Genomic DNA, 19,988 nt, shown 5'->3' on the forward strand with positions numbered 1-19,988 from the left:
CACCGGCGCGCCGCGGCACTCAGCGCAGGTGCAGCTGCTGGCCCGGGTAGATGAAGTCGGCGTCGGCGACGATGTCCTTGTTCAGCTTGAACAGCTTCTGCCAGCCGCCCTTGACGTGCTTCTTCTCGGCGATCGAGCTGAGGGTGTCGCCCTTGACGACCTTGTACTCGCCGTCACCCTTCTTGACCTTCTTGCCGGTCGGGGTGGTGACGGTCTTCTGGGCGGCGGGGCGCTCCGCGGAACGGGAGGCGGGCTGCTCCGTCGTCCGGGTGGCGGGGGCGCTCTGCGAGCCGCTGGACGTGGAGGGGGCCGAGGGGGCCGCCGGGGCGGAGCCGCCGCCGTACGCGGCGCTCGACAGGCCCACGCCGCAGGTCGGCCAGGCGCCCTTGCCCTGTCCGGCGAGGACCTTCTCGCCGATGGCGATCTGCTGCGACTTCGAGGCCTGGTCGGCGGTGGAGGCGTAGGCGGTGCCGCCGTACGCGGCCCAGGTGGAGGACGAGAACTGGAGTCCGCCGTAGTAGCCGTTGCCGGTGTTGATCGACCAGTTGCCGCCGGCCTCGCACTGGGCGACGGCGTCCCACTCGGAGGCGGTGGCGGCGGAGGCGTTGCCGGCCGCCATCAGCGGAGCGGCGATGGCGACGCCGGTGACACCGGCGAGCGTGGCGACGCGGGTGGCCTTGTTCGGGCGGCGGTGCTTGCCCTTGCTGGAGAACAGCATGGAGAGATCCCCTCACCGACGCCTGCGAGGTGAGCTGTCGGGTTCGGGCCGGTTGAGTTGCCCGGCCGCGTTCCTTCGGTCCTGTCTCCAGGACGTCCGGCACGCGGCTTCACCCCAAGCCGTTCCCGGGTGTCTCTCAACTCCCGGGCCCGGCACTTACCTTGGGTCCCCCGCTCCTGCCTACGGCGCATGACGCGACGACTGTTCCCGTACGGCCGCTGGCAGGATTCGGCGTTGCGACCGTCGGAGCCCGCTGTGGCGAGCGGTCACGACCGTAAGCAGTCGATCGCCGGAAATTCAAAGACGATCAGGGCTTCTGAGACCCATCTCTCACTTGCGCCAAATGGGACATTCCACAGCGAACCATGACGCGAACTCCCGCTACTTTTGCACCGTTTCGGCCGTGTCCGCAATGCTCCGACCAGGTACGACGAGGCCGGGACCGCTGTCGGTCGGCGCCGTGTCCGCGGCGGGCAGGTCGGCCCAGCCGCCGTCGAGGCCCAGCTCGTCGGAAACCTTCCAGAGGTTGTCGATGACGTCCGCGACGTACGCGGTGTCCTCGGCGGCGCTCGCGGCATGCCGCCCGGCGGTGCTGTCGGCGCGGCCGGTCGCGCTCTCCGCGGCATCCCCGCCGCGGTGCCGCCCGGTGCCGGTGCTCGGGGCGTCGGAGGGGCTCGAAGAAGCCTCCTTCTGGCCCGGCTTGGCCGATTCGCCACCCTTGCCGGTCGCCGTGTCCGAGCCGTCGGAGCTCTGCGAGGCGCTGGGCTCCGCGGTACTGCCGGCCGCGTCCGAGGAGTCATCAGAACCGGACGAAGCAGACGAATCATCCGAAGGTGACGCACTGGGCGCCGTCGCCAGGCCGGACGAAACATACGAACCGGACTCGTCCTCGCCGTTCGAGGAATCGCCGGCCACGCCCGTGTCGACGCTGACGCCGGCCGAGTCCTTGCTGAGACCCGAGAGCGGCCCACAGGTCGGCCAGGCCGCGAGGCCCTTGGCGGCGAGCACCTTCTCGGCGACGGCTATCTGCTGCGAGCGGCTGGCCTGGTCCGCCCTCGGGGCGTAGTCGAGGCCGCCGTGCGCCTCCCAGTTCTCCTGGTCGAGCTGAAGGCCGCCGTAGTACCCGTTGCTCTGGTCGGCGCTCCACGCGCCACCGCTCTCGCACTGTGCCACCCGGTCCCAGGTGGTTCCGTCGGCCGCACTCGCGCTCGCCGCCGCGAGCAGCGGGATGACGATCGCCGATCCGGTCACCCCTGCGGCGACGATGAGTGCCGGGGCCTGACGAGGGCGACGGTGACGGCCGTTCCCGGAGAGCATACGAAGGCCTTTCGAGTGACAGCGGGGAATACCGCGGCCCCTGTGAACCAAGAAGCGCAGGCGCCGCGTTGATGGGTGAAGGTAGTCGCACTCGAACGCTGGTTACAAGTCGATGCAGTACAGATCACGCGAAGATCACAGATTTGATGGAGCATCATGTTCCGCTAGCCGCAAGGGCACTCCTTCCGGTATGCGGAAGAACCCCTTCGGCGAGGATGCCGAAGGGTCACCGATGGGCCGGTCCAGGCCTATTTGACCGGGGTGAACTCCACCGGAAGTGTGCGCAATCCACGCATAATGAGACCTCCACGCCAGCGCAAATCGGCCGATTCTCCGGCGAGTTGGATGTCCGGCAGTCGGCCGAGGAGCGTACCGAGCGCGGTCTGGCCCTCCAGCCGGGCGAGCGGCGCGCCCAGGCAGTAGTGGATGCCGTGGCCGTAGCCCAAGTGCTGAAGGTCACGTCGTGCGAGATCGAGCGTGTCCGGCTGTTCGAAACGTTCGGGGTCACGGTCCGCGGCCGCGAGCACCACGAGCACGGGGTCGCCGGCCGCGATGTCCTGCCCGCCGATCCGCACGTCCTCGGTGGCGAACCGCCAGGTGGCCAGTTCCACGGGGCCGTCGTAGCGCAGGAGTTCCTCGACACCCGTCTCCAGCAGCCCGTGCTCCCCGGCCGCGAGGGAGGCCTGGAGACGCTCCCGCTGCCCGGGATGGGTGAGCAGGGCGTGCATCCCGTTCCCGATGAGATTGACCGTGGTCTCGAACCCGGCGAAGAGCAGGATGAAGGCCATGGCGGCGGCCTCGTTCTCGGTGAGGTGCTCGCCGTGGTCGGAGGCGCGGATGAGCCCGGAGATGAGGTCCTCGCCCGGTGCGGGCTCCGCGGTCAGCGCCTCACGCTTGCGGTGGATGAGCTCGGCGAGATACGCGCGCATCTTCTTCACGGACCGGGCGACCCCGCCCCTCGGCCCGCCGCCGTGCCGGATCATCATGCCCGCCCAGTCCCGGAAGTCGTCCTGGTCCTCGCGCGGGACGCCGAGCAGGTCGCAGATGGCGTAGATGGGGAGCGGGAAGGCGAACTCGTGGATGAGGTCCGCGGAACCCCGGGCCGCGAACCCGGCGATGAGCTGATCCGTCAGCTCCTGCACCCGCGGGGCGAACTCGGCCACGCGCCGCGGCGTGAACGCCTTGCTGACGAGCCGCCGCAGCCGGGTGTGGTCCGGCGGGTCGATGTTCAGCAGATGCGTCATGAGCTCGGCCTTGCGCTCCCCGGGGATCCCGGTCCGGCCCCTCGCGTGCGCGGGCTCGTCGTGATGCGCGGGATTCTTGGACAGCCGCTGGTCGGCGAGCGTCTGTCTGGCGTCGGCGTACCGCGTGACGAGCCAGGCCTCCACCCCGCTGGGCAGCCGGGTGCGGTGCACGGGCGCGTTCTCCCTGAGCCAGGCGTAGGCCGGGTAGGGGTCGGTGGCGAACTCCCAGGTGAAGAGTTCGGGGGCGGCGCTGGCGGAGGCTTCGTACTCGGTCACTCCTCGACCGTATCCGCAGGAGGCGGCGCCCCCCGGCCGCCCGGCGACCGGACGCCCCCCGTCGCGCGCGGCGGCGCGGAGAGCCCCTGCCGCCCGGTTCGCCCCGGACCGTCCGGACATGGCCGGCTGTTTGACCTCGGCGCCCGGCACCTTCCTACTTCCTGCCGTGGACCCCGAAATACTCAGATCCAGCTTCGCGGTCGTGGAACGACGGGCCGAGTTCGCGGTCAAGTACTTCTACTCGCACCTCTTCCGCCACAACCCGGAGCTCCGCGCGCTGTTCCCGGCGGATCTCGCCCGGGACATGGAACGGCAGCGGGACCGGCTCTTCGCGGCGCTCACCTTCGTGATGGACAGGCTGGAGGATCCGGACCTGCCCCGGTATCTGCGGAGTCTGGGCCGCGACCACCGCAAGTACCTGACCCGGCCCGGGCACTACGCGGCCGTGGGGGAGAGTCTGATCGCCGCGTTCGCGGTCGTCGCGGGCTCGGCCTGGAGCCCCGAGACCGAGAAGGCCTGGACCGCCGCGTACGGGGTGATCGCCCAGTGCATGCTGGAGGGCGCCGGTGAGGCCCGGCATCACGGCGAGCCGCTCTGGTGGGACGCCGAGGTCGTCTCCCTCACCCGGCACGGCGACGACCTCGCCGTCCTCACCCTGCGGCCTCGGCAACGGCTCACCTACTCCCCCGGTCAGTACGTCAGTGTCTGCGTGCCCCATCTGCCTCGGGTCTGGCGCCCCTACTCCCTCGCCAACGCGCCGCGCGCCGACCGCACCGTCGACCTCCACGTCAGCCGCGTCGAGGGCGGCACGCTCTCCACGGCCCTCGTCCGGCGGACCCGGGTGGGCGACGTGCTGCGGCTGGGCCCGCCCGGCGGCGCCCTCACCCTGCGGACGCCCACCGACCGGCCCCTCACGCTGATCGCGGCCGGCACGGGCTGGGCACCGGTGAAGGCCCTGCTGGAACAGCTCGACGCCGCCCACGAGGCCCGTCTGTTCCTCGTGGCCCGCGACATCGCGCACCTCTACGGACGGCCGGCCGTCGAACGCCTGCGCGCCACGCTCCCCCGGCTGGCCGTCACCTACATCACCCCGGCGCCCGGCCGCCCCAAGGTCCAGGCGACCGAACGACTGCTCACCGCGCTGGGCAACCGGGCCGGCTGGGCCCGGCACGACGTCTATCTCGCCGGTCCGCCCGATCTCGTCGAGGAGACCGGCGACGCGCTTCGCGCTCTCGGAACACCGGCCGACCGGGTCTTCCACGACCCGCTGCCGCCGACCGGGGAGAGCCGACCCCGCCCGGTGGGCGCGGCCCAGTGGCTTCTCGACCGCCCCCCGCCCGCCTGGCACAACCCGGCGGGCCGCAGCCCCGGACCGTGACCCGGACCGACGGGCCGCGCCCCGGGCCTCGCCTCACCCCGGACCCGACCCGGGTGCCGTCACCCCGGCGGGGAGCCCGTCAGCCCGCCCCGCCGCTCTCCTCCACCCTGCGGATCGCGTCGCGGTACGTCCGTGCCGCCGCGCGCAGCGCCGCCTCGGGGTCGACGCCCTCGGCCTCGGCACGGACGGCCATCGCCAGCAGTTCGTATCCGACGCCCTCGCCCTCGGGCAGCGGAACGTCGAGTCCCGCCGCGCGCGCCCGGGACGACAGCTTGGCCGACAGGGCCAGGCCCGCCTGGCCGAGCGGGACGCCCTCGGTGACGGAGGTGCGCCGCTTCTCCACGGCCTTGGTGCGCAGCCAGTGCTCCTTGACCTCCTCGGGCGTCGTGGCCGTCTCGTCGCCGAAGACGTGCGGGTGCCGGTGGATCAGCTTGGCGACGATGCCGCCGGCCACGTCGTCGATCGAGAACGGAGCCTCCGTGTCGTCCTCGGCGATCCGGGAGTGGAACACGACCTGGAGCAGGACGTCGCCGAGTTCCTCCCGCAGTTCGTCCCGGTCACCCTCCTCGATGGCCTCGACCAGTTCGTACGCCTCCTCCAGGCCGTACTTCGCCAGGCCCTCGTGCGTCTGCCGGGAGGACCAGGGGCACTCGGCGCGGATGCGGTCCATCACCTGGACGAGGTCGAGCAGACGCGCGCCCGGCAGGTCGTACGAGGCGGGCAGCAGTTCCAGGTCCGGCATCCGTATGCGGCCGGAACCCGCCAGGCGGGCCAGACCGTCGGTGAGCCGGGGTTCGCCCTCGCCGGTGGCGACGACGACCACCGAGTGGCCGCCGGCGCACGCGTCGACCAGTTCCCGCGCGGTCGGTGACTCCTCGTCGACCCCGATGCCCGCCTCGCGCAGATACGGCACCTGCGGGTGCGCGCCGTCCGAGCACAGCACCCGGTCCGCGCCGTGCAGCGCCTGCCAGGCCGGCCAGGACAGCAGGCCGGGCGCCACGCGGTGGCTGGTGGTGAGCAGGACGATGCGGCCGGGATCGGCGGCGCCCGTGCCGTCGGCGGTCACATCGGCCGCGGTCCGCTCGCCGCCCTGAGCGGCCCCCGTCGGTTCACTGGTTGCGTTCACCCCTCGAACGTAACCCACGCCGCCGACACCCCCGGAGTTGTCCACAGGCCCCGGGGACGCGGGTGTCCACAGGGCCCGGCGACGCTGGTGCCCCCGGGCTCCGGCGACGCGGAGGCCCGCAGATCCGCGGACCCGCGGCGACGGCCTAAGCGGGCTGCGGGGTCGGCGCCGCGGAGACCTCACGCACCCACGGCGTCTTCGCGTCGACGCGGCTGCTCTTCTGGACGTCCCAGGTGCCGTACCGCGGGTTCAGGTCGACATGGAGCTGCTTGGAGGCGGTGGACATCGCCTTCCAGAAGGCTGCCTTGCCGTCGGTGGTGTTCATGTCGACGCCGAGCGCGGCGGCGAGCTTGCGGGCCTCGATCTCGGTGCGCAGGCTGTCGTCGAGGCGCTTGGGCGCCACGCCGTAGTTCGACAGCCAGGCCGTCTCCAGCGCCTTCGGGCCGCCCGCCTGCTGTTCGAGCGCCGATCGCATCTGCTGCGAGTCCTTGCGGGTGACCTTCACGCCGGCGTTCTCGGCCGCCCGGTCCAGCACCCGGTCCAGGACCATGCTGTGCAGGGTGTCGCGGGTGAGGGTGCCGGTGCTCGCGACGACCTGCGCGTACTGGGCGTCGTCCTTGCTGGCGGCCCGCTGCGCCGAGCGCACCTCGTCGACCCGGCCCTCCAGCTGCGCGACGGTGATGCGGCTGTCGCCGACGACGGCCGCCGCGCCCGGATGGGCATCGCTGCCGCACCCGGTGAGCACAGGGGCCGCGGCGACGATCGCGGCGGAGAGGACGAGCGCGGTGCGACGGCGGCGGTGCAAGGAAGCCTCCCGAGGAGATTGTGCGACGGTGCACAAAGTCTTGCGGTGATCGATGGTAGGCAGTGGCCAGCCTCTCGGCCAGCCATTCGACCAACGATTCACGACGACTTCAGGCACCGCCGGCGGTTCCCCGCCTCGCGGAACGGCCACGGTCCGCCCGTACGAGTGACCAGGACCGGCCGGGAATCCGGCCGGCCGGGCGTCTCCGTCCCCTCCCGCGACCGTCCGCGCGTCAGCCGGTGATGGCGACCGGCGCGTCCCAGGCGTCGCGGTCCACGGTGATCGTGACGCCGCCGATGGTCTCCTTGCTGTTGACCATGTACTGGTGGGCGCGGCTGTGGCCGGTGAACTGGGTGGCGCCCCACGGCCAGTCGGTGGTCGTGGTGTTCTTCTTGTCCCACAGCGCGTACCAGAGGTTGCCCGGCAGGTCCGTCCTGTCGGCCGCGGTCGCGACGGCCTTGGCGCTGGAGCTGGTGAAGCCGTAGTACCCGGAGCGGTACGTCTTGGCGCGCAGGGCCTTGTCGAAGGAGCGCACGTACGTCAGCACGGCGTCGTTGCACGCCTTGTTCGTGATGTCGTAGGACTCCATGTCGAGGTAGACCGGGCTGCCGGCCTTCATCCCCAGGGCGGAGGCCTTGGCGACCGCGTCCGCTCCGTCGGCCGCGCCGAGCGACGCCGCGGTCGCGGCGGTGATCTTCTCGGGGCTGCTCCCGGTCTGGCAGGACGGCTGGGCGCCGACGTACAGCGGGATGAGCTTCCAGCCCAGCGTGCTGACCGACTTGACCCAGGACGCGGTGAGGTTGGGCTGGGCGCATCCGCGGTTCTTGCCGCCGATGTACACGGCGGCGGCTCCGTAGAAGCCGGTGTGCCAGGCCTTCATCGCGGTGAGCGAGGGCGCCGCGCAGGTGTCGAAGGCACGGCCCGTGTAGGTCTTCTGGGCGGGCCAGGTCGTGGCGGCCATGGAGGTCTGCGCGGCGACACCGGCGCCGGCGACGACGGCGGCACCGGCCACCCCCCAGGCGATGTACCGGCGCTTCCTCGACTGACGATGGTCGGACATGTGAACCCACCCCTGGTTGTGCCGGTGGTGCCGGCCGGTTGTGCGATGACAGCGCGCGCGGCGCGCGGCGAGGCGCGCGCGGCAGGAAACAGGCGCAACCTAACCAGCCGCGCATGCCTGTTCGGGAAAGAAAGCCCCTCGGGAGTCACAAGATCCTCTCAGGGCACGGCAAAAAGACCAGGACCGGGCCTAGCCACGTACCTGGCCCAGCCACTGCAATGTCCGCCGGATCTCGGCCGCGAGCGGGTGTCCGGGGCCGTGCAGCCGCTCCACGTCGTGCAGCAGCCGGGCCAGTGTGTCGCGGGCGGCGGCGTGGTCGCCGAGCGCCAGCAGCAGGTGGCCGATGCGGCGCCGGACGTCGAAGGCGAGTTCCGGGTCGTCGGCCACGTACTGGTTCTCGTAGTACGGCAGCAGCGCGCGGTACTCGGCGAGCGCCGCCGCCGGGTCGCCCAACTGCTCCAGGCACTGGGCGGATTCGTAGCGATGGCGCAGGGACTGGGGGTCGGCCGGGCCGGCCTCGGCGGCGCGCTCGTCGGCGAGGCGGCGCAGTTCGGGCAGCGCGCGCCGGTACTGGCCGTCGTCCATGAGCGTGGCCGCGTACTGCTTGCGCAGGGTGCGGACGACCGGGGAGTGCTCGCCGTGCTGCCGTGCGGCGGTGGGCAGGATCGCGCCGAGGACGTCGACGGCCTGGGTGATGCGGCCCTCGCCCAGAAGGCGCTTCACCTCGTCGACGGCACCGGCGACATCGGTCTTCCCGGCGGCCCGCGCGACGGGGGCGGGCCGGGGCGCGGGCGTGCGCGCGCGGTCCGGCCAGGGGGCGTGCGGGCGCAGGAAGGGGCGTGTGGGGTCCAGTGGCGCCCCGGTGGGGGTTCCGCGCGCGGGCAGCAGCGGCACCAGGTGCTCGTACACCTCCTGCGCGGAGGCGGGCCGGTGCTGCGGGTCCTTCGCGAGCAGGCGCAGGACCAGGCCCTCCAGCGCCTCGGGGATCTCGGGGCGCAGCCGGCGTACGGGCAGCGGCGGTTCGTACAGGTGCCGGTGCAGCACGCCGAGCGCCGTCGAGCCCGTGAACGGCACGTCGCCGCTGAGGAGTTCGTGCATCAGCACACCGAGCGCGTACAGGTCGGTGTACGGGCCCACCGCGCCGCCCATCGCCTGCTCGGGGGCCATGTAGGCGGGTGAGCCGATGGGGGAGCCGGTGTGCGTGAGGCGGGTCGTGTCGGTGTCCATGACGGAGGCGACGCCGAGGTCGAGGACGGTCACCGTGCCGTCCTGCTTCACCATCACATTGCGCGGCTTGAGGTCGCGGTGGACGATCGGCACGGAGTGCACGGCGCTCAGCACGGCGCACAGTTGCGCGGCGACCGCGACCGACCACGGCCACGGGTAGGGGTCGTGTTCGGCGAGGTGATCGGAGAGGTCGGCGCCGTCGACGTACTGCATGACGAGGAACAGCTCCTCGCCCTCGCTGCCCGCGTCGTGCACGGTGACCAGGCCGGGGTGGTCGACCTGGGCGGTCACCCGGCACTCGCGCGCGAAGCGGCGGCGCAGGTCGTCGGCCTCCTGGCCGACGACCTTGTCGGGACGCAGCAGCTTCACCGCGACGCGCCGGTCGAGCCGCTGGTCGTAGGCCGTCCAGACCTGGCCCATGCCGCCCTGCCCGATGAGCGTGGCCAGTTCGTACCGCCCGGCGACGACGCGTCCGGCCTCCGCGGTCACCGTCCGCCCTCGTGGTCGCCCTCGCGCCGGTCCCCGTGCCGGCGCAGGTAGTCGCTGAGTTCGTCGAGCTCGGCGCGCACCTGGTCGATCCGCGCGGGCGTGGCGCGCCGCGGCGGGGTCTGGGGCATCGGCGTGCTCGGCGGGTACGCCTGCGGGACGGGAGGCTGCGGTCCGAGGACACCGGGGTACGGCGGCGCGGGCCGCGGAGGGCCGTACGGTCCGTGGGTGGTCCCCGTGTGCGGCGGCGCGTAGCCCAGGGCCCGCCGGCCCTCGTGGTGGAGGCGGATGTCGCTGGCCAGGTAGTACGCGACACTGCCGGCGGCGAGGATCAGGGCCACGGCCAGCGCGACATCACCTCTGCTGTCGCTCTCCGGCACCGTGCCGACGATCATGAGCGCGCCGATGGACACCGGCAGCGACACCCAGGCCGCCGTCCAGTCGAACCACCGCCCCCGCTGGATCGCCACCCGGAACAGCGGGACGCAGGCGAGCAGACCGCACGACAGGAGCGCGGCGGCGGCGAACAGCACACGCAACGTGATGACGGTTCCCGCGCTGCGGGCGGGCGGCGCCCCGTCGTGGCCGTACATGACTGCTCCCGGGCCTGTGTTCGATGTCGGAGTTCGAGCGTATAGGCCGACACGGACGACCGGTCCCGGGTTGTACGGAACCGTTGTCGCGCAGGTCACCTCGTACGACACCGCAGGTGACGTCGGGAGTGACATCGAGGTGACATCCCGGGAGGCCCCGCGGCGGCCCGGGGCGACGGGCGGAGCTCGCGGGGCGCGGGAGGGCGCGCGGGCCGCACAGGCCGCACGGGGCGCGCGGCGCCTCAGCCCGGGGGCACCGTCCCGTCCGTCAGCCCGTCGTACAGGCCGCGTACGAGCTGGTCCCCGAGCCGGCCCGCGTGCCCGAGCGCCCGTTCGAACTCGTCGAGCGCGCGGAACCGGGCGCCGTAGCGCCGCTGTTCGTCCAGCGGGAGCCGGGGCAGTTGCAGCCGGCGCACGTCGAGGCGGGTGGCGGTGGACGCGTAACTGCTGGCCTGGCGGTTGTTGGCGGTGCCCCGCAGGAACCCGGCGAGGAACCACGGGTCGAGCGCCCCGGGATCGGGGTGCAGGAGCACGAGGTTGCGCCCCAGGACGGCGCCCGCCGTCATGCCGTCGATCACCCGGACCACCGAGCCGCCGCCGAGCACCGGCACGACCACGTCGCCCGCCTCCGTCAGCACGGCTTCCTCGTCGCTCCCGGGCAGGGTCCCCGTGGGGCCGGTGCCGGCGAGCACGTCGTGGTCGGTAAGAACAGGCACCCGCGTGGGGCCGCCGTTCCCGCCCGTGCGCATCACCAGGGCGCTCCCGCGGGCGAGTTCGCCGACGGTGGTGAGCGGCCAGCGGGCGGGCTGCGCCGTCGCGGCGGAGGAGGGGGCGAGACCGGTGACGAGCCGCAGCGTCTCGTCGAGGCACTCACGTACGGCCGCGAGCTGTTCGGCGCCGTCGGCCGCCGCCGGGGGCGGGAGATGGCGGGCCGGGGCGAGGTCGACGTCGTCGTCGAGGAGCTCGATGACGGGCACGGAACGCGCCAGACCGGGGCGCTCCTGGAGGGTGCCGTCCCGGTCGTGGGCCCGCCAGGCGTCGAGCACGACGTCCCTGACGGCCCCCCAGTCGGGACCGCCGCGCCCCTCGCCGGCGAACTGCCCGGCGTCGGCGAGCAGCACCTCGGGCCGGCCGGGCGCCCTCTCGGGCCGGCGCAGCACCCACAGGTGCAGGGGAATGTTGTACGGGGCCGCCGCACCGACCGGCAGCGCGACGACGGCCCGCAGCGCGCCGCGGCGCAGCAGGTCGGCGCGGATACGGCGGCCGGAACGGCGGGAGGCGGTGGCGGGCGGCATGAGCAGGACCGCGGTGCCGCCGTCCCGCAGCCGGGCCAGCGCGTGCTGCACCCAGGCCAGCTCGGACTCGGCACGGGCCGGGAAGCCGTACTCCCACCGGGGGTCGTAGGCCAGTTCGTCGTGCCCCCAGTTGCGTTCGTTGAACGGGGGGTGGCACAGGACGGTGTCGGCGCGCAGCCGCGGGAAGGCGTCGGCGCGCAGGGTGTCGCCGACGGCCGCGCGCACGGTGGCCCGGCCGTGCAGGGCGAGCCGCAGCGCGGTGAGCGCGGCGAGTTCGGGGGCGCTGTCCTGGGCGTGGAGCTCCTGACCGGGGACGGCGTCGAGGGCGCGCAGCAGGGCGCCGGTGCCGCAGGCCGGGTCGAGGACGGTACGGGCGGGGCCGCCGAGGTCGGCCATGAGGCGGGCGAGTTCGGTGGGGGTGGGCGTGTACTGGCGCGGGTTGGCGTCGAGGTGCCGTCCGAGCAGGAACTCGAAGGTCTGCCGGGCGCCCAGCTCGGCGGCGAGCTCGGCCACGCCGCGGAGGAGGGGGACGGAGGGGAGCAGCTGGGGGCCGGTGGGGAGGTGCACCGCGGAGGTGGCCGAGGGGGCGGGGGGTGCGGGGGCGGGCACCACGGGGTCGACCGGGTTGGCGGGGACCGCGGGGCCGGCAGGGTTGACGGGGACCGCGGGGCCGACAGGGGCGTGCGGGGTCGCCGATCGCCCTGGATCAGGATCGGCTCCCGGCGCGTTCACGGTCGCCGGTCGGTTCACAGTCGACGGGGGCGCCGAGTCCGCCTCGGTGTGAACAACCCGGTCCCCTCGCATCCGGCCGAACCGGGGGGTGATCGCCTGTTCCAGCGCGGTCGGCAACAGCGCGGCGAGACGCTCGTCGGAGCCGGCGCCCGCCTCCAGCCAGACCGTCGGCCGCTCATGGATGAGCAGCAGCACGCAGCCGGCATGGGTGAGTGCGGTGGCCGGGCCCTCGGGGTGGCCGACGAGTTGCTGCCAGACGCGTTCCCGCAGGGGCACTTCGGCGAGTTTTCCCTGCTGACGCAGCCAGGCCTCGACCTCGGCAAGGGCGAACGACGGGCTGGTCTCCGTGCCGCCGACCGGCTTGGGGAAATCGGCGTGCCGACGGCGCCAGTTGCTCACGGCCGCGCGGCCGACGCCGGCCAGCCGTGCGATTCCGGCGGCGGTCACCTCGGTCGCGTTGTCCTGCACTCGCTCCGCTCCCCTCGTCCCGACTCGTCCCTGTGTGGCATCGAGCATACCGACGCAGGCAAGATCTACCCGTTCACACCGTGAACACAAGAGTTTGCGTGAACCGTGTTGACTCGATTCACAGCCTCTGGTCTTATTGACCCAGCGAACGAACGGCCGCCGTCGAGGCGTCCGCCGCGGGGAGGGGAACGGTCGTGGGGATGAAGGGCAGGGCCGCGCTGAGTGCCACTGTGGGCCTCGTCGTCATCGGTGTCGTCGCGGCGAACGCCGACGGCAACAGCCGCGGCCATGGCCGCACGAACGGCGGCCCCGACAGGGGCTCTTCGGTCTCCACGTCTCCGCGGCCGGGCATCCGGCAGCGCCCCGGCCCGGCCGACGCGGCCGAAAAGGGGAAGGCCGCGTTCGCGGGGAACGGCGACTTCCGGGTCGGCCCGGACGTCGAGCCCGGCACCTATCGCACCACCGGCAACACCGACGGCTCCTGCCACTGGAAACGCGCCGAGGACGCCGGTCACGGCCTGCGCTCGCCCGTCGCGGAAGGCGACGTCACCGGCACGGCCGTCGTCACGATCAGCGCCCACGACACCTACTTCACGACGTCCGGCTGCGGGGACTGGAAGAAGACCGGCTGACCGGCAGCCGTAGGCCCCGCCCGATGGCCGACCGGCCGTCGCGGCCCCGTCACCGGCTGACCGGCGGTCGTAGGACCGCCCGTCGTCTTCCCGTCCCCGCCGACCGAACGTCCCACCCGGACACGGGCACCCGCCCGTTCCGACCTCACCTTCGAAGGACAGATCCCGATGCGTCATCCCTCTCGCGCGGCCAAGGCGCTGCTCGCCGCCGCCGTGCTCCCGCTCGCTCTGACGGCCTGCTCCTCCGCGACCGGCACCTCGGCCTCGTCCGCCACGGCGAAGAAGCCGTCCCAGGATCCCAACGCCGGTCTGCTGACGGGCGCGCGGCTCAAGAAGGCCCTGGCGCCCGCCTCCTTCTTCGCCGACGGTTTCGCTGTCGACCCGAAGGGCGCGCGGGACTCCGGCACCATGTACACGGCGCCGAGCTCCTCCCCCGCGGCGAAGCCCGACTGCACGCTGCTCGGTGGTACCAGCTGGATCTCGATCACTGGCGACTCGGGTGTCTCCTTCGCCCAGAACGACTACATCAGCAAGAACACGTCCGAGGACATCGCCCAGGAGATCGACACCTTCCGCGGTACGACCGCGGCGAAGGTGATGGAGAACCTGAAGAAGGCCGTCGCCGCCTGCGCCACCTACACCGACGCGGACACGCACACCAAGGTGAAGGTCGTCGGGGCCGACACCACCGGTCTCGGCGACGCGGCCTACACGATCACCCTGACCAACAGCGCGTGGCAGAACGGGTCGACGCTGATCGCCGCGCGGTCCGGGACGGACGTCGTGACGGTGCTGTCCACGGACGGACACGACAACGGCGCGGCCACGGCGAAGAAGCTGACCGCCCGGATCGTGACCTCACTGAAGGCCGAACACGAGCACGCGTGACCCGCCGGATGGGAACATGGCGCCCCCGAGTCGTTTCTCGGGGGCCCGGGAATCCTCTCGGGGGTTCACGGGGTAGTTCGGGGGTGTGATGGACAAGCGCGTGGAAGCCGGCTGGTTCCAGCGGCTGGCGTGGTCGGTTCTGGCGGTCGGATCGTTCGGCCTGCTGGTGTGGGTGCCTTTCCTGTACGTGGCGATCCGCCGGGGGCGAGGGTCCGACTGGGGCGCCTTCGCCTCGTTCGTGCTGTACGAGGTGGGGTTCCTGTCGTTGGTGAGCCTCCCGACGGGCAAGGGCGAGGCGACCTTGGGCTTGGTCGTCCTCGGCACCCTGGCCCTGGCCGTGTGGCTGCTGGCGGGCCCGCTGTTCGACAGACTCACTCCGCGGAACGCCCTGACCGGCGCGGGCCATGCCCCCTGGCCGGGCCAGGCGGCGGGCAACCCTTACCTGCGCTGACACCGGCAGCACGTGGGGACCGAGGCCCCGGGCGGCCGGCCGCCGCCGGGTGCCGCGAACACGGTCCCCCGCCGGGTGCCCCGGTGGCCTCCCGCTCGCGGCCACACCGGTCCGGCGCTTCCCGGGGACGGCCGACGAGCTGATGCCCCTGATCCGCCGCGGGTTCGCCGCGGCCGACGGGCCAGCCCGGCTGTTTTCCGTGAAGAAGGTCGAACGCGGATCCGGTCAGGGGAACACCGCGTCACAAGTCCGCTACACAGACACACCGCGACGGTGTGGACGTCAGCATCTCCCGCATGCACAGAACCACCTCCGCCGCCGCGTCGGCCGTCGCGCCCGTCGTCGCCCTGCTGACCCTCCTGACCGCGTGCGGCAACGCACCCTCGCACTCCCCGGCCGACGCGCGCGAACCCGACAGGGCAAGCACGCGTACCGTCGGCCGGCCCACCGCGCACGGCGTGTTCCAGGCCCTGTCCGCCAAGGTCCGGACGGCCGCTCTCACGGATACCGTCACGGCGGAGAACGACCCGAACCACCTGCTCGGCCGCCCCGGCGAGTACACGTCCAAGGTCACCTTCTCGGACAGCTGGGTGCAGGCTTCCCAGGTGACCGGCGCGGACCCCGGGGCCGTCGAACGCGGCGGCGCCGTGGAGCTGTTCGCCGACGCGTCGGACGCCAGGGCGCGCGCCGAGTACCTCCGCGGGATCGCCAAGTCCTCACCGGCCCTGGACGAATACGACTACGTCCACGGCTCGGTCCTCGTACGCGTCTCCCGCTATCTCACCCCGAAGCAGGCGGCACAGTACGAAGCGGCCGCGGCCGGACTCGGCTGAGAGCGCCGGGCCCGTCGGCGGCCCCGGCACAACATCGCCCTCGTCTACAACCTTCCACCCCGACATGGAGTCGAACTCCCGTCCGGCGATGATCACTTCGCCGGGGTCACCGCCGCCCATCCGGGAGATGCCATGAGTTCTCTGTCCGTCGGACATGTAATGCGTCGCGGGTTATGTGTCGGAGCCGTGGGGGCCTTGGTCCTCACCGGGCTCGGGAGCGGGGTCGCGGTCGCCGGAGGTACGGCACGGAGCGACGAGCTGGGAATCCGGGCACCGCGGGACGCGACGGCCACCATCGCTCCGGAGGGTGGCACGACGCGGTACCGGACGCTGGACATCGGTCTGGTCCACTCCGACCGCGCCACCACCGTGACCGACGGGCGGCTGACCGTCGACGTCTCCGGGCTCGCCGGGGTCGCCGAGGTGGCCTGGCCCGACAACTGCGCACCGGACGAGGCCGGAACCGTCGCCGTGTGCGACACCGGGAACGTGCCGAACCGCTACAGCCCGACGGTGCGGCTCTCGGTGCGGGCCGACGCCGAGGCCGCCATGGGAGCGCAGGGCGCGATCGAGTACTCCGCCGAGGCCACCGGCGGCCCCGACGGCACGCTCGTCGCCCCGAGCGGCTCCGCGAGGACCCTCGTCACCGTCGGGTCCGGCGCCGACCTCGGCGTCAGCGCCGCCAAGGACGTCACCGGCGTCGCGCCCGGCAGCAGCCTGACCGTGCCGTTCTCCGTCACCAACACCGGCAACGAGACCGCGCACGGCTTCACGGTGTCGATGTGGGTGACGTACGGCCTCGACATCACCACCCGCTACCCGCAGTGCACCTACACCGGACTGGACGGCGGGTTCACGTACGTGGCCTGCTCCTTCGACACCGATGTCCCGCCCGGCGCCACCGTGGAACTGCCGGAGCCGTTGCGGCTCGCCGTCACCGGCCACGCGCTGCACGAGCGGATCGACTACGGCGTCCAGCCCGCCGACGAGGCCACCGTCGACCTCGACAGCTCGGACAACAGCCGCACCTGGCACATCGACGCCGACAACACGGCCGACTTCGCCGTGAAGGGCACCGAGGTGAGCGGCGCGGCCGGCGACACCGTCACCACCGCCTTCCGCTTCGTCAACCACGGCCCGGCCTGGGTCGGTGACGTGACCTCAGGTGACCCGCTCGTCGCGATCGACTTCTACCTCCCGGAAGGCACCACCGCCACGTCCGTGCCCCGCACCTGCCGCACCACCAGGGCACCGGGCGACGCCCCGGACGTCGTCCACTACGTCTGCACCCTGCCGACGTGGACCACGCCCGACCTGGACGTCAGCTTCCCGTTCGAGCTGCGCGTCGACCGGGTCGTCCCCGACGCGACGGGCCGCGTCGTCGCACGGTCCTACGCCGGCGGCGCGTCCCTGGCCTTCGACCCGGACCCCACGAACAACTCGGCCGACGTCGTGGTCAACCCGTCCGTCTGACGGCCGCGAGGGGGCGGGCGACGGCTCGCCCCCTTCCGTGGACCGCGCCTCCGCGGGACCCGTCACGACCCCGCCGTCGACGGGCCGACGCCCCCTCACATCACTGCGCGTGGAACCTCTTCGGCGCCTGCGTCGGATTGCCGCCCGAGGGGAGCTTCTGGCCGGGGCAGCCGCCCAGCACCTTCTTCATGGCCGCCTTCTCGGCGCCGGTGACCCAGAGCCCGTACTTCTTCTTGACCGCCACCTGCGCGGCGACATACGTGCAGCGGTACGCCTTGTTCGGCGGGAGCCAGGTCGCGGTGTCGCCGTCACCCTTGCTGCGGTTGGCGCTCGCGCCGACGGCACGGAGGTTGAGCGGGTCGTTGGCCAGCGCTATCCGCTTGCTCGCGTCCCAGTATTTGGCGCCCTTCTGCCAGGCGTCCGAGAGCGCGACGAGGTGGTCGATGTCGACGAGGCTGCGGCCACGGACGAAGGTGACGTCCTTGCCGCCGTACGGATCGGGTTCGAGGACCCCACGGGACACCTTGCACGTGCCGTCGCTGAACTTCACCTCTTTCAGGTCCCGCTTGAGGATGTCGTCACGGGTGTCGCACGAGTTCGCGTCGGTGTCGGCCCAGGCCGTGCCGAACCGCTCCCTGCTGTACCCGGTCTTGGGCGCGCGCCCCTTGACCGCCAGCGAGTCCACGGCGGTGAGCGCGGCACCACCGGCGCCGCCCGCCGTCTCCTGCGGCCCCGCCGAACCCAGGGCGTCCTTCTTGCAGCCACTGGCTCCGGCACCGATGACGAGCACCACCAACGCGGCAGCCGCCGCCCCACTCCTCGGACGCAGCACGACGTCCCTCCCCTTCGCCTCCCCGGTCCGTCCCGATCGGACGTGATTCCCGTCTGCCCACGGTAGTGGCCGGCATTCCCCAGCCATACCGGTCATCAATGGGCAAGAGGCGCACGCCGGGCGTATCGTCGGTCGTGAGTCACCCCGGAAGGAGCTCTGGATGGGCATCTTCGACAAGTTCAAGAGCAACCGGGCGGCACAGGACAAAGCATCGGACATGTCCGACGCCGCCGAGAAGCAGGTCAACAAGAAGACCGGCGACAAATACACGGACAAGGTCGACGACGCGCAGCAGAAGGCCGAAGGCGCGATGGGCATGGACCGCGACCGCGACCGGCCCCCACAGTCATAGCCGGACCGATCCGGGAAATCCTCCCCTCCGACCCGAGCCCCACCACGGCATCCCCGCCGGGTGGGGCCGCAGTCGTCGACCGCCCCCGTCGCGGCTGTCCGGACGGTTCAGACCTTCCCGATCCCCAGCGTCGTCTCCGACGGCAGCAGTCCCGAGCCCAGCACCGCCACCCAGAACTCGCCGAGCAGCTCGGCGAGGCGGGCGACGGCGTCCGGGCCGAGCGAGTGCCAGGGGGCGGCGGCGAGGCGGTCGGTGTGGTCCTCGACGCGGCGGCGCAGCTCCTGTCCGGCCTCCGTGGCGATGCCGTCCTCGTCGACCAGGCCCCGCGCGGTCAGGCGGTCCCTGGCCGCGGCCCATTCCCGCGGGCTCCAGCCACGGCTCTCGAAACGCTCCACGGAGGCCGCGCCTATCGCCGCGAAGGACACCAGCGATTCGGCCGGATCCAGGCCCGCGACCAGCAGGGCGGCCAGGTGACCGTCACCGCGGTGCTCGCGCAGGATCGTCGCCGCGTGCCACAGCTGGAGATGCGGGGCCTCGGGCCAGGGCAACTCGGCGTTGGCCGCGGCGAGCTGACGGCCTGCGGTGTCGGCCGCCTCGGCGGCCCGGCGGGCCAGCGCTGCGGCCTCGGTCAGCTCGGAACTGTCGGCACGGTCGCCGAGTATCGCGCGGTAGGCCCGGTCGACGGCCCGCTCCCGCGCGGCGAGCACCCGCTCCGGACTCGCCACGCGCCAGGCGGAGTCGATGTGTTCGCCCACCATGCGCGGGCTGAAGCTGTAGAAGGCGGAGGCCACCCGCCGGCCGCCGACGGCCCCCAACGGCGCCGCACGGTAAGGGAAGTAGCCGGGCCAGCGCTCCTCGGTCCCGTAGCCGAGCGCCGCCGCTTCCTCGAAGGCCTCCGGCGCGTAGTACAGCACGGCGTGCAGGGGCTCCAGCAGATGCCAGAGCCGGCGCACCTGCCCGAGGTCGACGCCCGCGCCGTCCGCCGGCGCGCCCCCTTCGCCCGCGGCGCCCGGTCCGCCGGCCCTCGTCGTCCCGCTCACGTTCCCGGACATGACTCCACCCCTCGTCACGTATCGACACGCTCCACAACTTGACACTGACAAGATTGCCCCGGCCGCCCGAACTTGTCAACGACTAGATCGGGCGTAGGCTGCTGTCATGAATCCCGCGAAGACCAGCGGCTCAGCGCGTCCCTATCACCACGGGGACCTGCGCCGCGCCATCCTCGGCGCCGCTCTCGACGTCATCGCCGCCGAGGGGCCCTCCGCGGTCAGCCTGCGCGACCTGGCCCGCCGCGCGGGTGTCTCGCACGCCGCCCCGGCGCACCACTTCAAGGACCGCGTCGGGCTGCTCACCGCCATCGCCGCGGAGGGCTTCGGGCTCCTGGCGACCGCGCTCGACGACGCCGGGGACCTGCGCGAGGCGGGCGTGCGCTACGTACGCTTCGCGCGGGAGCATCCCGCCCACTTCCAGGTCATGTTCTCCCCGGAGCTGCTCCGGGAGGACGACCTGGAGCTCACGACGGCCCGGACGCTCGCCGGCGGGCGGCTGCGGGCCGCCGTGTCCGCGCTCCCCGCGGAGGGCCGCGGCCCCGACACCCGCCTCGCCGGCATCGCGGCCTGGTCCCTCGCCCACGGCTTCGCCACCCTCCTGGTCAGCCACAACCTGGACGGCCAGGTGGGCGAGCAGGACGCCGAAGAGGTCTTCCACGCCCTGACGGGCATGCTGTTCCGACCCCGGCAGCCCTGAGCCGGCAGCCCTCATCGGCGCACCGCGGGACCGCCCGTCCCTCATCCGCGCGA

Annotated in this window: 19 protein-coding genes and 1 riboswitch; of the genes, 8 read left to right on the top strand and 11 right to left on the bottom strand. The window is 72.8% G+C overall.

Annotated features, from left to right (window positions below):
- Window positions 1-19 precede the first annotated feature (19 nt).
- The 3 genes from ACF07B_RS14875 to ACF07B_RS14885 form a co-directional block, all read right to left on the bottom strand.
- Window positions 20-718: a transglycosylase family protein gene (locus ACF07B_RS14875; RefSeq protein WP_369484860.1), complete on the bottom strand. Its 699-nt coding sequence runs from the start codon at window positions 716-718 to the stop codon at window positions 20-22.
- Between the two features lie 4 nt (window positions 719-722).
- A riboswitch (cyclic di-AMP (ydaO/yuaA leader) is annotated at window positions 723-916 on the bottom strand.
- A 183-nt stretch (window positions 917-1,099) separates the two neighbouring features.
- Window positions 1,100-1,969, bottom strand: coding sequence for a transglycosylase family protein (locus ACF07B_RS14880; protein ID WP_392179253.1), 870 nt, complete (start codon window positions 1,967-1,969; stop codon window positions 1,100-1,102).
- A 314-nt stretch (window positions 1,970-2,283) separates the two neighbouring features.
- Entirely contained in the window at window positions 2,284-3,555 is a 1,272-nt protein-coding gene (locus tag ACF07B_RS14885) for a cytochrome P450 (protein ID WP_392179254.1), read from the bottom strand.
- Between the two features lie 202 nt (window positions 3,556-3,757).
- Between ACF07B_RS14885 and ACF07B_RS14890 the strand changes: the two genes are divergently transcribed.
- Window positions 3,758-4,933: a globin domain-containing protein gene (locus tag ACF07B_RS14890; protein WP_392179255.1), complete on the top strand. Its 1,176-nt coding sequence runs from the start codon at window positions 3,758-3,760 to the stop codon at window positions 4,931-4,933.
- 79 nt (window positions 4,934-5,012) lie between these two features.
- Here the strand turns inward: ACF07B_RS14890 and ACF07B_RS14895 are convergent, their stop codons facing one another.
- From ACF07B_RS14895 to ACF07B_RS14920, 6 genes are all read right to left on the bottom strand, one after another.
- Window positions 5,013-5,999 carry a nucleoside triphosphate pyrophosphohydrolase gene (locus ACF07B_RS14895; RefSeq protein WP_392179527.1) on the bottom strand — a complete coding sequence of 329 codons (987 nt, stop codon included), beginning with the start codon at window positions 5,997-5,999 and terminating at the stop codon, window positions 5,013-5,015.
- A gap of 205 nt (window positions 6,000-6,204) precedes the next feature.
- Window positions 6,205-6,864 carry a SurA N-terminal domain-containing protein gene (locus ACF07B_RS14900; protein WP_369484864.1) on the bottom strand — a complete coding sequence of 220 codons (660 nt, stop codon included), beginning with the start codon at window positions 6,862-6,864 and terminating at the stop codon, window positions 6,205-6,207.
- Window positions 6,865-7,096: 232 nt separating this feature from the next.
- Window positions 7,097-7,924: a glycoside hydrolase domain-containing protein gene (locus tag ACF07B_RS14905; RefSeq protein ID WP_392179256.1), complete on the bottom strand. Its 828-nt coding sequence runs from the start codon at window positions 7,922-7,924 to the stop codon at window positions 7,097-7,099.
- Window positions 7,925-8,113: 189 nt separating this feature from the next.
- On the bottom strand, window positions 8,114-9,598 hold the full coding sequence (locus tag ACF07B_RS14910; protein WP_392179528.1) for a protein kinase: 1,485 nt from the start codon (window positions 9,596-9,598) through the stop codon (window positions 8,114-8,116).
- A 38-nt stretch (window positions 9,599-9,636) separates the two neighbouring features.
- The gene (locus ACF07B_RS14915) at window positions 9,637-10,230 is read right to left on the bottom strand and encodes a hypothetical protein (protein ID WP_392179257.1); all 594 of its coding nucleotides are present in this window, start codon (window positions 10,228-10,230) and stop codon (window positions 9,637-9,639) included.
- Between the two features lie 242 nt (window positions 10,231-10,472).
- On the bottom strand, window positions 10,473-12,725 hold the full coding sequence (locus tag ACF07B_RS14920; RefSeq protein WP_392179258.1) for an N-6 DNA methylase: 2,253 nt from the start codon (window positions 12,723-12,725) through the stop codon (window positions 10,473-10,475).
- 200 nt (window positions 12,726-12,925) lie between these two features.
- On the opposite strand from ACF07B_RS14920, the gene ACF07B_RS14925 reads away from it, so the two are divergent.
- The 5 genes from ACF07B_RS14925 (at window position 12,926) to ACF07B_RS14945 (ending at window position 17,002) form a co-directional block, all read left to right on the top strand.
- Window positions 12,926-13,357, top strand: coding sequence for a hypothetical protein (locus ACF07B_RS14925; RefSeq protein WP_392179259.1), 432 nt, complete (start codon window positions 12,926-12,928; stop codon window positions 13,355-13,357).
- Between the two features lie 168 nt (window positions 13,358-13,525).
- A complete protein-coding gene (locus ACF07B_RS14930) occupies window positions 13,526-14,245 on the top strand; it encodes a hypothetical protein (protein WP_392179260.1) in 720 nt (239 codons plus the stop codon).
- 88 nt (window positions 14,246-14,333) lie between these two features.
- Window positions 14,334-14,696: a hypothetical protein gene (locus ACF07B_RS14935; protein WP_392179261.1), complete on the top strand. Its 363-nt coding sequence runs from the start codon at window positions 14,334-14,336 to the stop codon at window positions 14,694-14,696.
- Between the two features lie 296 nt (window positions 14,697-14,992).
- Entirely contained in the window at window positions 14,993-15,529 is a 537-nt protein-coding gene (locus tag ACF07B_RS14940; protein WP_392179262.1) for a hypothetical protein, read from the top strand.
- A gap of 132 nt (window positions 15,530-15,661) precedes the next feature.
- On the top strand, window positions 15,662-17,002 hold the full coding sequence (locus tag ACF07B_RS14945; protein ID WP_392179263.1) for a hypothetical protein: 1,341 nt from the start codon (window positions 15,662-15,664) through the stop codon (window positions 17,000-17,002).
- A 100-nt stretch (window positions 17,003-17,102) separates the two neighbouring features.
- Here the strand turns inward: ACF07B_RS14945 and ACF07B_RS14950 are convergent, their stop codons facing one another.
- Window positions 17,103-17,834 carry an HNH endonuclease family protein gene (locus ACF07B_RS14950; protein ID WP_392179264.1) on the bottom strand — a complete coding sequence of 244 codons (732 nt, stop codon included), beginning with the start codon at window positions 17,832-17,834 and terminating at the stop codon, window positions 17,103-17,105.
- 160 nt (window positions 17,835-17,994) lie between these two features.
- On the opposite strand from ACF07B_RS14950, the gene ACF07B_RS14955 reads away from it, so the two are divergent.
- Window positions 17,995-18,186, top strand: coding sequence for an Rv0909 family putative TA system antitoxin (locus ACF07B_RS14955; protein ID WP_326787312.1), 192 nt, complete (start codon window positions 17,995-17,997; stop codon window positions 18,184-18,186).
- Window positions 18,187-18,293: 107 nt separating this feature from the next.
- On the opposite strand, the gene ACF07B_RS14960 is transcribed toward ACF07B_RS14955, so the two are convergent.
- On the bottom strand, window positions 18,294-19,238 hold the full coding sequence (locus ACF07B_RS14960) for a hypothetical protein (protein WP_392179265.1): 945 nt from the start codon (window positions 19,236-19,238) through the stop codon (window positions 18,294-18,296).
- Between the two features lie 106 nt (window positions 19,239-19,344).
- Here ACF07B_RS14960 and ACF07B_RS14965 point away from each other — a divergent pair, with 106 nt between their 5' ends.
- A complete protein-coding gene (locus ACF07B_RS14965; protein WP_384233284.1) occupies window positions 19,345-19,935 on the top strand; it encodes a TetR/AcrR family transcriptional regulator in 591 nt (196 codons plus the stop codon).
- Window positions 19,936-19,988 lie beyond the last annotated feature (53 nt).

The sequence above is a fragment of the Streptomyces sp. NPDC015532 genome (assembly GCF_043078065.1).
GTDB lineage: Bacteria > Actinomycetota > Actinomycetes > Streptomycetales > Streptomycetaceae > Streptomyces.